General features: G+C 62.3%; 10 protein-coding genes. 4 read left to right on the top strand and 6 right to left on the bottom strand.

The annotated features are described in order from the left end of the window. Positions 1-95: 95 nt before the first annotated feature. Both ACZ5U1_RS13255 and ACZ5U1_RS13250 read right to left on the bottom strand, forming a co-directional pair. Positions 96-1,289, bottom strand: coding sequence for a calcium-binding protein (locus ACZ5U1_RS13255; protein WP_464778805.1), 1,194 nt, complete (start codon positions 1,287-1,289; stop codon positions 96-98). 279 nt (positions 1,290-1,568) lie between these two features. After that, entirely contained in the window at positions 1,569-2,735 is a 1,167-nt protein-coding gene (locus tag ACZ5U1_RS13250) for a glycosyltransferase family 4 protein (protein ID WP_464778804.1), read from the bottom strand. A 192-nt stretch (positions 2,736-2,927) separates the two neighbouring features. On the opposite strand from ACZ5U1_RS13250, the gene ACZ5U1_RS13245 reads away from it, so the two are divergent. Genes ACZ5U1_RS13245 through ACZ5U1_RS13230 form a run of 4 tightly spaced genes read left to right on the top strand, consistent with a single transcriptional unit; the run spans position 2,928 to position 7,652 of the window. Continuing rightward, entirely contained in the window at positions 2,928-3,773 is an 846-nt protein-coding gene (locus ACZ5U1_RS13245; RefSeq protein ID WP_464778803.1) for a hypothetical protein, read from the top strand. A 23-nt stretch (positions 3,774-3,796) separates the two neighbouring features. Further along, positions 3,797-4,984, top strand: a complete 1,188-nt coding sequence (locus ACZ5U1_RS13240; protein WP_464778802.1) for a glycosyltransferase — start codon at positions 3,797-3,799, stop codon at positions 4,982-4,984. Between the two features lie 2 nt (positions 4,985-4,986). Next, positions 4,987-6,249 carry a glycosyltransferase family 4 protein gene (locus ACZ5U1_RS13235; RefSeq protein ID WP_464778801.1) on the top strand — a complete coding sequence of 421 codons (1,263 nt, stop codon included), beginning with the start codon at positions 4,987-4,989 and terminating at the stop codon, positions 6,247-6,249. Further along, positions 6,243-7,652 carry a pectate lyase gene (locus ACZ5U1_RS13230; RefSeq protein WP_464778800.1) on the top strand — a complete coding sequence of 470 codons (1,410 nt, stop codon included), beginning with the start codon at positions 6,243-6,245 and terminating at the stop codon, positions 7,650-7,652. Before ACZ5U1_RS13235 ends, ACZ5U1_RS13230 begins: the two co-directional genes overlap by 7 nt. Before the next feature lie 12 nt (positions 7,653-7,664). Here the strand turns inward: ACZ5U1_RS13230 and ACZ5U1_RS13225 are convergent, their stop codons facing one another. From ACZ5U1_RS13225 to ACZ5U1_RS13210, 4 genes are all read right to left on the bottom strand, one after another. Beyond that, positions 7,665-8,897 carry an outer membrane beta-barrel protein gene (locus ACZ5U1_RS13225; RefSeq protein ID WP_464778799.1) on the bottom strand — a complete coding sequence of 411 codons (1,233 nt, stop codon included), beginning with the start codon at positions 8,895-8,897 and terminating at the stop codon, positions 7,665-7,667. Next, complete coding sequence (locus ACZ5U1_RS13220) at positions 8,888-9,454, bottom strand: polysaccharide biosynthesis/export family protein (RefSeq protein WP_464778798.1); 567 nt, start codon at positions 9,452-9,454, stop codon at positions 8,888-8,890. The genes ACZ5U1_RS13225 and ACZ5U1_RS13220 overlap by 10 nt, the downstream gene beginning before the upstream one ends. A gap of 87 nt (positions 9,455-9,541) precedes the next feature. Further along, positions 9,542-10,789 carry a DegT/DnrJ/EryC1/StrS family aminotransferase gene (locus tag ACZ5U1_RS13215; RefSeq protein ID WP_464778797.1) on the bottom strand — a complete coding sequence of 416 codons (1,248 nt, stop codon included), beginning with the start codon at positions 10,787-10,789 and terminating at the stop codon, positions 9,542-9,544. A 52-nt stretch (positions 10,790-10,841) separates the two neighbouring features. Then, a complete protein-coding gene (locus ACZ5U1_RS13210; RefSeq protein WP_464778796.1) occupies positions 10,842-12,923 on the bottom strand; it encodes a polysaccharide biosynthesis protein in 2,082 nt (693 codons plus the stop codon). Positions 12,924-13,191: the final 268 nt, after the last annotated feature.

Genomic DNA, 13,191 nt, shown 5'->3' with positions numbered 1-13,191 from the left:
CAGTGCGGAGGAAGAATTGCGAAACGGGGCCGCGCACTCACTGATAGGCGAGCGGCGCCCCGTTCGGTTCAGAAACAGGGGTTCAAAAGCCCCGGTCAGGCGAAGATGAAATCCGACGCCGTGATGTTGCTGGCAGTCAACGTCCCCAAGGGATCGGCAATGTCGATGCTGAACTTCACCCCCGAAGAGGTCACGACATCCAGCAAGACGTTGCCCGAAGCTCCATCATGGGCGAACACCGTACCCGGCGCCCCGCCCGCAGCATATTGAGTGACTCCCAGCTTTTCCAGCACGATGCGGTCGGTGCCGTCCTGGAAATCCTCTATCCGGTCGCCGCCGTCCAGCGCGCCCGCACTCTTGAACACGAACCAGTCCGCGCCCTCGCCACCCCATAGCCTATCGGCGCCCAGATCGCCGGTCAGCTTGTCGATCCCGGCATCGCCGTGCAGTTCGTCGGCACCGGCGCCGCCCAAGAGCAGGTCATCGCCATCGCCGCCAAAGAGGATATCGTTTCCAGCCTCGCCATTCAGGGAATCCGCGTCCTTGCCGCCGTCGAGGAAGTCGTTGCCGCCGCCTGATTCCATCTTGTCCCGGCCATCGCCACCGTAGAGCTGATCCATGCCGATCTCGGAATCGAGAATATCGTCGCCGATGCCGCCCGACAGATAGTTGTTGCCGTCGCCGCCATCGACCCGGTCATTACCGCTTCCGCCGTAGACATGGTCGTCGCCCGACTGCCCCTTCAGCTTGTCGTTGCCGTCTTCACCATAGATCCAGTCATTGCCAGCCCCGCCCGCCACGGCCTGTGTCGTCAGCTTGCCAGTGGCCGGATTGATTTCGTTCAGGAACCCGTCATCGCCAGCGCCAGCGTAGATGATGTCATCTCCCGCGCCCCCATCGATATAGTCGCGGCCGCCGCCTGCAAGGATGGTGTCATTCCCGGCGTCTCCCAATATCTGGTCATGTCCGCTCAGGGTTTCGATACGATCATTGCCGTCGCCGCCCGTGACGATGTTGTTGCCCAGGCCGCCATAAATACGGTCGTGCCCCGCGCCGCCGTCGAGCGAGTCGTTGCCGTCCTCGCCCCAAAGCTGGTCATCGCCCAATCCGCCCTTGAGCAAGTCGGCGCCCGCTTCCCCATGAAGCACGTCGTTGCCATCATTCCCCTCAATATAATCGTCGCCTAACCCGCCCCACAGCTGATCATTGCCTGCCCCACCGAATATAGTGTCGATTAAGGATGTTCCCTTGATGACGTCGTTTCCGACAGTCCCGTAAAACTTCGCCATTTCACCCACTCCCGTAGAGGCCCCATACGCATGAAAATGGCGCGGGGCCGACGTGACTGTCGCATGCTAATATAAATGATAGGTTGATTGAAATTGTCGGGCGGGCGCGGATTCCGGCGGGTCGGGGGCGCGAGAAAGCCCATCTGGAGCCGCGCTTCCGGCATTATGCGTTTTAGCGCAGTGACTTCTCCGGACGGGAATCCGGTTCGCAGGCGTCAGGGGGCGCGCGCCGACACGAATTCAGCATCGTTTAGAAGTGTCAAAAACAGGCTGCACCGTTCAGATAGCGACAGGCCTGATCGAGCTTGCCCCGGACTGGCGCGGGGCGATCGCCTCCGTCGCTGCGCGCTCCCATTGGACGAGGACGCGGTCGACGGTGAAACGCTGAGACGCGGCCCGCGCCCCTTCGGACAGGCGGCGTCGCTGATCGGGGTCGGCGCACAATGCGGCGATGGCCGCGCCAAGAGCGGACACGTCGCCATCCGGAACCAGCAGGCCGCTGATCCCGTCGGCGATCATTTCGCCGGGGCCGAAGCGGCAATCAAAGGAAATCACGGGGACGCCCGCCGCCAGGGCCTCGCCCACGACGATCCCCCACCCTTCAAAGCGAGAGGAGAGGACGAAGATGTCGGCTTCACGCAGCCAGCCGCCATGGTCCTTCGTAACGCCCGGCATCGACACCCGGTCTTGCAGGCCTAGCGCGTCCCGCTGCGCTTCGAGCTTCGCGCGCTCCGGCCCCTCCCCCCAGATGGTGAGCGACCAGTCGGGGATGAGAGGGGCCGCGCGGGCGAAGGCGTCGAGCAGCAGGTCGAAGCCCTTTTGCGGCACCAGCCGCCCGACGGCGACGACCTGCCTGCCGCATGGGCGCGCCTCATCGAGTGTGACAGGCGCATAGGTGGGATTGGGAATGACCCACTGGCGGGGACGCATGACCTTGGGGAAATATTGCATCGCGCCTTGCGTCATCGTCACCAGCCCGTGCGCGCGCGCATAAGTGTAGCGACGCAGAGCCGACCAGAAAGCGCCGGGTCGTTGCTGGGCGGGATTGTTGCGTTCCGACACGATCACCGGGATGCCGAGCGGCTTTGCGGCAAGAACGGTGACGACGTTGGTGCGTGTCAGGAAACTGATGATCAGGTCCGGGCGCGTGCTTGCCAGTGCCTTGCGGAGCGCGCCGATGCGATTGAAGACCGCGAGGGCGGATCGCAGCACCGGCAAGCGCCCGACGGGAAAGCCCAGCTGCGTGATGCTGACCGCCGGATCATGCGCATAATAGGGGCGCGCTCCGGGTTCTTCGAAGGCGAACAGGCTGACCGTCCAGCCCGACCGGCTGAAATGATTGCACAGAAGGCTGACGATATGTTCCGATCCTCCAGCGCGCAGGCCGGGCAGAATGAAGGCGATGTGCGGCTTGCCTCTGGCTGAGGCATCCGTCCGGATCGGCATTGTCATCCGCGCACAGTGAGGCCTTGGCCGCGTCAAATCCATGGGACTTGCGGATTATCGCCAGTTGGTCGCGGCGGCCAAGCGGCTTAGCCAGAACCGCAGGCCGCTCGCATTTGGGCTAATCCCTATTGGCCTGCGTCATAGCCAAGCGCCCACTTCATGACGCCGCCACACATTGTAGGCTCAACGGCTATGATAGTAGCAGCAACAGAATTTTTCTCGCACCCGGCAGAAGCCCTTCCGCAACAGGTGGAAGACGCCTTCTTCAGTTCCATCAAGAACCCGAACAACACGTTCAAATGCACGTGGGGCGGGCGATTCGGCGCGCTTGACGGCCGTCTGGTGGAAGCGGTCAAGGCGCGCGGGCTGGAGGCAGGGGAAGTACTGGACGTCGGCGTATCGTCGGGGACGACCACGCTGGACCTGTGCGACGCCTTTGCACGCGAGGGATATCGGCCGCGCATCACCGGCACCGATTATGCCATCCATGCCTGGATCGTCCCGCTGGGCAAAAGATGCGCGGCGCTGCTGAATCCGGAAGGTCAGCTGTTGCAGGTCGATCTGTTCGGCCGGTCGATACAGCCATGGCGCCGTCGCCTGGATTATCTGACCGGCATGTGGCTGGTGCGGCCGATCCTGTCCCGCATCGTCGGCGGTCTGGCGGCACGCAGGCTGCGCGAAGGTGTGGGCGTCAGGAAGGTCGAACTGGTCAGCCCGCGCGTCCGCAACCATGGCCTCATCACGATTGTCGAGGATGATGTGCTGGCCCCGCGTGACGGTTTCGGCCGCCGTTTCGATCTGGTGCGAGCCGCCAACGTCCTCAATGAAAATTACTTCGCCGAAACTGACCTTAGAAAGGCGGTCGATAATCTTCGGTCCTATCTCAAAGGTCCAGGATCGCTGCTGTTAATCGTGCGCACGCGAGTGTCCGGGGATCATCATGGGACGCTGTTCGCCATGAACGACAGTGGCGCCCTGGAGGTGGTGGAACGGATCGGTGCCGGATCGGAAATAGAAAAGTTGCTGACCGCAATGTGATCGGCAAGGCTTCAGGAGTCCCCATGAAGATTCTCCACGTCATAACCGCTTTGAATGTCGGGGGCGCGGAAACCATGCTCGCCAAGCTGGTGGATCATGAACGCAAACAGGGCGGCGCGATGCAACCGTCGGTCGTGTCGCTGATGCCGCCGGGTGTCGCTGGAGACCGCATCCGTGCGAGTGGCGTGCCGCTTCATCATTGCGGCATGAGAAGGGCCATCGACCTGCTGCCGGGGCTTGCCCGCCTTCGCGCTGTCATTCGGCAGGAACAGCCAGCGGTCATCATGGCGTGGATGTATCACGCCCATCTTGCCACCCGGCTGGCGACCTTGGGAAGCGCGGACACTGTGCCGGTGATCTGGAATGTGCGCCACAGCATCGATGAACTGTCGCAGGAAAAGCCTCTGATGCGGGTCATCGTGCGGCTGGCCGCCGCATGTTCATCCTGGCCGCGCACGATCATCTATAACTCCCATGCGGCGGCGGCACAGCATCAGCGGCTGGGTTTTCACGCGGACGATATGGCGGTCATCCCCAATGGGTTCGATTGTGAACTCTTCCGCCCGCGCGAAGAGGCTCGCGATGCGCTTGTCCGCGATCTGGGGATTGCACCGAGCGCCCTGATCGTCGGGATGGCGGCGCGCAATCATCCGATGAAGGATGCGGCCGCTCTCATCGAAGCGGTCCTGCGCGCGCGCGAGCGGGGCACGGATGTTCACCTGCTGCTGACGGGTCAAGGCATGGACGAACCCACCGGAGCGCTTGCGCGTCTGCTGGCGTCCATGCCCGTCGATCGCCTGACCCTGCGGAGCCATGACCGGAAGCTTGAGACGTTGCTGCCCGGCCTCGACATAATCGCGCTGCCTTCGGCCTGGGGTGAAGGTTTCCCCAATATCCTGGGCGAGGCGATGGCATGCGGCGTGCCCTGCATCGCGACCGATGTCGGGGACAGCGGCTGGATCGTTGGCAAAAGCGGGATGGTCGTTCCACCACGCGACCCGGCTGCACTTGCCGAAGCGATCATGGCCATGGACCGGCTGGGTCCCGATGGCCGCCGCCAATTGGGCGAGATCGCTCGCGCAAGGGTGCAGGAGCAGTTTTCGATGAACCAGATCGCGGCGCGTTACCACCAGCTTTACCGGGATGTATCCGGTTCCTCCTTTCAGGAACGGGGAGCCACCGCCTCACCACGCCGCGCACAGGTGATGTGAACATGTTGCAGGTCTTGCCCGCCTCCCCATCTCTGTCCGGAACCGCTGCGGCGCTGGACCGCGAAGCCGGGAGCGCTGCCCCGGCGCGCATCTGCTTCCCTTTTGCCGGGGGCGCGATGGGGGGGAGCCATATCTCCGCGACCAAGCTCATCCATCAGCTGGATCGGAGCCGCTTCTCGCCCCTCATCGTTCTGCATTATGGGTCGGGGCAGTTCGGCGATTTCCTGCGATCCGAGGGGCTGGAGTTCGTCACTCTGCCCGACACCCGATTCTTCGGCGAATCGCCTGGCGTTCCCAAGGCGGGAGGCAAGGCGGAGACGGTGAGCGCCTTGATCGATCAGTGGCGCATGGCCCGCTTTCTGAGGCTGAACGATGTCCGGATCGTCCACACCAATGATGGGCCGATGCATATATCCTGGGCATTGCCCGCGCGTCTGGCAGGGGCGAAGATGCTGTGGCACCATAGGGGCAGTCATGATGCCCGGGGCGTCCGCTTCGTCGCCCCCTTCGCGGCGGATCGCATCGTCGGCGTATCAGCCTATGCCTTGTCCGAAGTGCGCCGTCGAAAGCGCACGGCGCGCAAAACTTCCGTCATCTACAGCCCCTTCGACGCGGATGCCGAGCCGATCGACCGGGCGCAGGCGCATCTGGCGCTGACATCGGAGCTGGGCGTCGATCCCGACACCCGCCTTCTTGGCTTTTTCGGCCATTTCATCGACCGCAAAAGGCCGCTGATGTTCGTGGAAACGCTGGCACATATTGCCCGGACGCGGCCCGATCTTCCAGTGACGGGATTGATGTTCGGATTGCCGCTGATGGACGGGATAGAGGAACAGATCAACGAAAAAGCCAAGGCGCTGGGCGTAAGCGATCGCCTGCGCCTCATGGGCTTTCGCTATCCCTCCGCCGCGTTGATGGCGGGCTGCGACATCCATGTGGTGACGGCCGTCAACGAGCCTTTTGGCCGGTCGCTGATCGAAGCCATGCTGCTCGGCACGCCCGTGATTGCTGCCGCATCGGGCGGTAATATCGAAGCGATCGACCATGGCGTGACGGGCATGCTGGTCGAACCCGATGATCCCACCGCCATGGGGCGAGCCATCGTCGAGTTGCTCGATTGCCCCGATCGCCTGACGGCGATCGCCGCGCAGGCCCAGATCCTGGCGAACCGCCGCTACGGCGTGGAGCAGCATGCGTCGCAAGTGTCCGCAATCTATCAGTCGCTCCTCGGGACAGGGCCGCGCCGGAACCGGAGGCGATGGTGAGTTCGAATGCGGTGGCCGCCCTGGGTGTGGGGATCGCCGCGCTACTGGTGGCTCCGTTTGTCACGCCTTCCGATATCGTGCGGCAATTGACGGGCACCGGCAATTCCGACGGAACTTCAGTATTGCCCGAAGTACCCGGTGCCGAAGCGTTCCCCGGAGCCGAAGGCTTTGGCAGGCGGACCCGTGGCGGACGTGGCGGCGTGATCATCCCTGTCACCACGCTGGCGGACCACGGCCCCGGTTCCCTGCGCGCATGCATAGAGGCCAAAAAGCCGCGTGTGTGCATCTTCCGCGTCGCTGGCGTCATCCGTTTCACGACGGATCGGCCCGTGATCAACCACCCCTATATCACCATCGCCGGCCAGACCGCGCCTGGCGGCGGAATATTGATCACTCATGCGGGAGGCGAAGGCAGCAACACCCCTATCGTTGCCAAGAATACGCATGACGTGATCGTTCGCCATATCCGCGTACGAACCGATCTCAACGGCAATGCCGCCGCCAGTAACGGGTCATTTCTTTTTGAGAACAGCCACAACGTTATTTTCGATCATGTCAGCGGTGCCTGGGCATTAGGTCAGATCATCAGCGGCTTTGGCGTGAACGACAATATCACAATGTCCAACTCCATCTTTACAGAGGGCATTTCCCGGCGGAGCAAATGCGCGATGCTCGCTTTCGACCCGCGGGAGCCGCAGAAGGTCAGCTTCATCCGCAATCTGTGCGCTCATAATGGAAGCAGAAGTCCGGACGTGAATTTCACGCCCAAGTCATGCGTGGAGATCGTCAACAATGTTCTTTATAATGCCAGGTCCCAATTCACCCGCGTGCAGGAAATCTATGGCGGAACGCCCGTCAACATCGTCGGCAACTATTACAAAAACGGTCCGGACGGTACGGACAAGATTGCCGCAATAGATCGTGATGTGGGCGCCAGTACCGGCCAATCGGAAATATTCATGGCCGATAACAGGCTGGATCAGGTCAAGGTCATGACAACCCGCGCCGCAGCCGCTGCACGTGTGGGGCGGCCCGTCTGTCCCCTCAGCATGAAAGTCGCCTCACCCGAAAAGGCCTATTCCCAGGTGCTGGACGGCGCTGGAGCATTTCCGCGAGATGCGCTCGACCTGCGTACCGTCAGCGACGTGCGCAACCGGACAGGGAATATCCTGCGTGATGCAAGAATGCGAGCCGGACCACGCCCGCTACCCCGGATCGCGCCCGGAACGCCCTATGTCGATCTGGATGAGGACGGGATGGCCGACAGCTGGGAGCGGGCCAATGGCATGGACACCCGGCGTAACGATGCCTGGCAGGATGCCGACCATGACAATTGGCTCAATCTGGACGAATTTCTGGATTTCGCCCATCGCGAAGTCATGGCCGGGCGGCAGATACGCTGATCCTCTACCCAATCAATATTGCAGGCGGATTTCCGCGCCGACGATCGTGCGATCGAAATCGTCGAACGCTCTTGTGCTGTCGCGATTGGCGATGCGTCCTGTGAGCGCGAAGGAAATATTGCGGTTCACCAGATATTCGACTTCGGCCACACCGGCGATCGTCCGTTCGTGCTGGCCCGAACCGATGAAACTGCTGCGGCGGTACAGCACGGAAGCCTGCCAGCGCAGATTGTGGTAAATCTCATTCTGCACACCCAGACGAAACCTCGTGTCAGTACGCGACTGCGCGCCGGTGCGGACGGTGGCAACATCACCCCGGAACCCGTCGAGCGTGACCGCCCATCTGGGCGAAGGCGTGTAGGTAAGCCCCGCTGAAACCGACAGGCCGGTCCTGCTGTCAAATCGCGCGTCGTCGGGGTTAAAACGGAACACGCCGACCGACGCTTCGCCACGGATCAGGCCGCCGGGTTCAAAGGCGACCCCTGCCCGTGCGCCATAGGTTTTGGAATCGCGGTCTACACCCGACGCGTCCACCGGCAACCTGAACTCGCGCCGGTTCACAAAACCCTCGCCGAACACATTCATCATGCCGCTGACCCGGTATCCCAGCCGTGCGGAGCCGGAATATTGGTCGAAGTCGCGTTCGGCATCGACGGCGGCCAAGGCGTTGTTCTTCAGCCAGGTGCCCTTCACGCCGACATTGAAGCGGGCGCCCTGATGCGTGTAGCCAAGGTCGCTCTGCCACTGGTCATATCTGCGCGGCGACGTGCCGACGCCCGTGCGGGATTCAGGTTCGCCACGATCCTCGATCAGCCGCATCCATCCCGCGCTGGCGGTGATATTATCGGCGCCCGACAGGTGATACACACCGCCGATACTGGTATTTATGCCTTCGGAATTTTCACTGTCATTCTTGAAATAGCGCCGCACTACGCCGCGCGCCTGCGCCGCCAGCTCGAACTTGTTATCGCTCAGCCGCAGGTTGAGCCAGGGCGAGATGGTCAGGCGTTCGTCGTCGACTTCATTCGATGACAGGGCGTAGATGTTGGAATCATATTCAAGCCGGGCATCCGCGCCGAGATAGGCCGATATTCTGCCCAACTGCACCGCTCTCGCCTCATATTCCTCCGGCGTTTCCAGCAGCGGCGTGGCTCGATCCAGCTGCTGTGCGGCAGCTGGAAAGGCCATGCCCGTCAAAATGACGCATGAGCAGAAGGGGATGAGGCGCTTTGCTGTCAAAACCATTTCTCCACGACTTTGATGGTGTCACCCGGCTGGATCGGCGTATTTTCGGAAGCCTTGGCGGTGGACGCCTGGCCATTCACCTGACGGATGATGGCAACCGTGTTGCGATTGGCGCGGAATGTGTACCCGCCCGCCACCGATACAGCGGTGACGACAGTCATGCCGGGACGATAGGGATATTCGCCGGGGCTACGCACTTCGCCAAGGATGTAGATGGGCCGCAGCTTCACTGGCTGAACACTGACGGCAGGCGATACCATCAGCCGTTTTTCCACCAGCAGGGCGGCGATGCGCTGTTCCAGTTCGGGGATGGTCGATCCCCTGACCGGAATCCCGCCCATCAGCGGCAACGTCAGTTCGCCGCGATCATTGACGACGAAGGCCGTGCCAGTGTCGATTTCGGTAAAGCCGGGAACGATGATGCGGAGTTCATCACCCGGGCCGAGCCGATATTGATCGGCGTTGGCGGTGGAAACGGCAGGCAGACCGGACACAGAGCCGGTACAGGCCGAAAGCGCGAGCATCAGGGAAATGCCGATAGAGTGAACTAGCCGCATGACCACCTCCCATTTCCTGGCCACTTCTGGCCATTTTTGTTACAGTTTCAGAACAGAAATAAATTAATGTCAATTGCTGCTGGATAGTTATTTGTTCGCAAAGGATAAACTCTGGTCGCCTTCACGAGCATCTTCGAGCGCCTCCAGCAGCGCATCGACGATGATTTGCATATCATTGTCGCCCAGCAAATGATCGACCGGCAGCATCAGGCTGCGTTCGCCTATTGCGGCGGCGACCGGCAGGGGGCGGAGATTGGGGTGGGCACTGTTCCGGACTGCCAGTTCCCGGGACATGTCCGGGCATGATCCTGTCCCGGCGGGTATGCCATGACGGGCGAGCGCGGCGATGACGGCAGGCCGTTCGACCGCCGCATCCAGCATGAGGTAGAATTTGTAGAAGGCGTGATCCACCCCCTGCGGCACCTGTGGCACATGGATCAGCGGATGATCGCCCAGCCCTTCGCGCAGGATGGCGGCATTGGCGCGCCGCCGCGCCAGCCAGGACGGCAGCTTGCGCAATTGCGCCCGCCCGATCGCGGCCTGCATTTCCGTCAGCCGCCAGTTGGTGCCGAAACCTTCATGCAGGTAGCGAAACGCGTTACCTGCCGAAGGCGCCGAGAGCATCGCGGGGTTCTTGCCATGGTCCTTATAGGCCCACGCGCGTTCCCAATGCGCTTCGTCCTTCAGCAGCAACATGCCCCCTTCCCCGCCCGTCGACATGATCTTGTCAGTGCAGAAGGAGAAGGCGGCGGCGTGGCCGAAGGAACCGACCTTCTTTCCATCGATGGCGGCGCCATGCGCCTGCGCGCAGTCCTCCACCAGCCACAGGCCATGCCGATCCGCGACGGTGGACAGCGCGTCCATGTCACAGGGCCAGCCAGCCAGATGGACGCACAATATGGCCCGCGTCCTGCCGTTGATCAGCGGAATGACGGCGGCGGGGTCGATCGTGTGGCTGTTCGCGTCGATGTCCGCGAATATCGGCACCGCACCGACTGCGGCGACGGCAGAGGCGCTAGCGAAGAAGCTGCGTGCCGGAACAATCACCTCATCGCCCGGCCCGACGCCCAAGGCGCGAAACGCCAACTCCAGTGCCAGCGTGCCGTTGGCGAGGGAAATGGCATGGGGCATGCCGCAATACAGCGCGAACTCGCGTTCGAAGGCGCGGCACTCATCACCATGCACCAGCGAGTTGACGCGGCCGCTTTCCAGCACCCGGACCACGGCATCGATCTCGTCCGGATCATATTGGGGCCAGCGCCGGTCTGGCGGCGGGAAAGGCGGGATGGCGACGGCCGCAGCACCTAGTTCACGCGTCTGGGCTATGCGATTCATATCCTCATCCCCAGGGTCATGGGCATCGACCGCCGCAAACGATGGCACCCGGTCATTCATTCGCAGCCTTGCCGACAAGGTCGATCTCCCGGGTCAATTCTCGCAGCGTCTTTGCCCAGTTCGATTGGGCGGGCGCGCGCAGCAATTCCTTCATCAGGTCGCGCACCCCATCCTCGTCATGGGTATGGATGAGGTTTGCCAATTCGGTGAAGGCATTCACCAGCTTTTCGAGCGGGACCGGGCAAGGGCTTGCTTCGATCACGCCGGGGATGGTGGAGCGAAGCTGTTCCTCGGTGGTGTCGAACAATTCCTCGTAAAGCTTCTCGCCGGGACGAAGGCCGACGAACTTGATCGGTACATCGATGTCCGGACGCAGTCCCGCCAGACGGATCATTCGCCGGGCGATGTCGACGATCTTGATCGGCTCGCCCATGTCGAGGACGAAGATGGTGCCGCGATCAATGTTGGTTTCCATCGCGCGGGCGCTGCTTTGCAAGATGAGCTGCACCGCTTCGCCCACGGTCATGAAATAGCGCTTGATGTCCGGGTGCGTGATGGTGAGCGGTTTTCCAGCGGCCATCTGCTGCTGGAGCAGAGGCACGAGCGATCCGCTGGAACCCAGCACATTGCCGAACCGCACCGTCATGAAACGCGGGCTGTCGGGGTCGCACTGGCCGATCAGGTCAAGCGCCTGGCAGTAGAGTTCGCCGAGGCGCTTGGTGGCGCCCATGACGCCCACCGGATTGACCGCCTTGTCCGTCGATACCTGAATCATCGCGAGCGAGCCATAAGCACAGACCGCGTCCGCGACATTTCGCGTGCCAAGCACATTGGTATGGGCGCCCTCGCACGGATTGGCCTCGACAATGGGCACATGCTTCAGCGCGGCGGCATGGAAGACGACCTCCGGCTGGTGGCGCTGAAAAACGTCGTTGAGCGCGGCACGGTCGCGGATCGAGCAGAGTTCGGGCCGACAGATGACATCCGGGAACTTGTCCCGCGCCTGCATCTCGATGGTGTAGAGATTGAACTCGCAATGATCGAGGAGAACGATCTCCGCCGGGCGGAAGGTGGCGATCTGGCGCACCAGTTCGCCGCCGATCGTGCCGCCCGCGCCCGTCACCAATATCCGGCGGCCGCGGATCAGCCGATCCACGATGCTGCGCTGGAGGGAGACCTCGGGTCGGCCGAGCAGATCGGCCAGCTCGAACTGCTTGATTTCCAGGCGGGCCGTCCCATCCTTCGCCTTTTGCAGGTCATTGGCGTGCGCAACTGTCAGGTCGCACTGATCGGCCAACTTCACAAGATGGGAGAAGGACCGGCGCGGCATCGTCCTGTCGCCGCGTATGACGAGGCTTTCGGGCTTTAGCCCTCGCGTCGCCAGCATCTCAACGATCTGCGGCAATTTGTCGGGCGAACCCAGCACAGGTACACCGGCGACCTGCAACCGCGTCTCGCGTCCGTCAAAGGTCAGCGCGCCGACGACATTGAAACGATTGGTCCGTTCGGCGCGGAGCATGTCCATCAGCGACCGTATCCAGTCCAGCTCACCCAGCAGCAATATGTTGTGACCGCCGCCGGGAGGGACGATATGCGCCAAGGCGAATTCGCGCAGGCCCCGGCGCACCGTTCGCACGCCGATCATCGCCACCAGCAGCAATGCCGAATGCAGCAGCGCGAAGCCGACCGCCTCCAGCGGCACGGCCCGTATCTTTGCGGAGATGATCAGGCACATGCTCCATGCCGCCGTCGCTCCGCCCGCGACACCCGTAGAAAGCGCGATGCAGTCGCCGAAGGAGAGGAAGCGCCAGCTTCGCCAGTAAAGTCCCGTCAGGCAGAGAGCGAACACCGCCACCAGGGTGAAGAAGATCATGAGGCTGGGACGATCATAGAAGGCCGCCGAAACGCTCCCCGGTATGGCCATGACGACCAGAAGCAGGGTAGTCAGGATCAACGAAGCGTCGATCAGCATCAGCGCCGCGAAACGGGCCGGGCCGGGAAAGCCGGTCGGCCGCGTCAGCAGATCATGCAGCAGTATCGCCCAGCCAGGCCCACCAGCGGAAACCTCCGCCCGCGGGTCTGCGAGATCGTCGAGAAGCGGGTCAGATCCAGCGGGCGGCGCGCTCGCATCCATAGCAAAACCCTTGCGGTTCAAGAAAAAGATCTTCGACGAGCAAACCCCGCATGCTGCCAAAGAGGGCCTGTCGCAGCATGCGGAGCGCGATCGTCCAGATCACGAGTAAAACGGTAACAACTTGGCCCCGGGCCGCAATGAACCAGACAGCTATCATCCCTTGTGGCAGGAATCGGTGCGGGTGTTGGCCGAACGAGCAGAATATCCGCAAGCCTTCGCCCCGAATGATTTGCGGGAGGAAGCTGGATTAAGTCTTTTGGCTAATTGA

Source organism: Sphingobium sp. TomTYG72, from assembly GCF_055394715.1.
This window is presented reverse-complemented; position numbering and strand designations above follow the sequence as displayed.

Bases quoted from the DNA above. Each gene is read 5' to 3' on its own strand.
- ACZ5U1_RS13250 (WP_464778804.1), bottom strand. From the start codon at position 2,735: ATGCCGATCCGGACGGATGCCTCAGCCAGAGGCAAGCCGCACATCGCC.
- ACZ5U1_RS13245 (WP_464778803.1), top strand. From the start codon at position 2,928: ATGATAGTAGCAGCAACAGAATTTTTCTCGCACCCGGCAGAAGCCCTT.
- ACZ5U1_RS13255 (WP_464778805.1), bottom strand. From the start codon at position 1,289: ATGGCGAAGTTTTACGGGACTGTCGGAAACGACGTCATCAAGGGAACA.
- ACZ5U1_RS13220 (WP_464778798.1), bottom strand. From the start codon at position 9,454: ATGCGGCTAGTTCACTCTATCGGCATTTCCCTGATGCTCGCGCTTTCG.
- ACZ5U1_RS13215 (WP_464778797.1), bottom strand. From the start codon at position 10,789: ATGAATCGCATAGCCCAGACGCGTGAACTAGGTGCTGCGGCCGTCGCC.
- ACZ5U1_RS13210 (WP_464778796.1), bottom strand. From the start codon at position 12,923: ATGGATGCGAGCGCGCCGCCCGCTGGATCTGACCCGCTTCTCGACGAT.
- ACZ5U1_RS13240 (WP_464778802.1), top strand. From the start codon at position 3,797: ATGAAGATTCTCCACGTCATAACCGCTTTGAATGTCGGGGGCGCGGAA.
- ACZ5U1_RS13235 (WP_464778801.1), top strand. From the start codon at position 4,987: ATGTTGCAGGTCTTGCCCGCCTCCCCATCTCTGTCCGGAACCGCTGCG.
- ACZ5U1_RS13230 (WP_464778800.1), top strand. From the start codon at position 6,243: ATGGTGAGTTCGAATGCGGTGGCCGCCCTGGGTGTGGGGATCGCCGCG.
- ACZ5U1_RS13225 (WP_464778799.1), bottom strand. From the start codon at position 8,897: ATGGTTTTGACAGCAAAGCGCCTCATCCCCTTCTGCTCATGCGTCATT.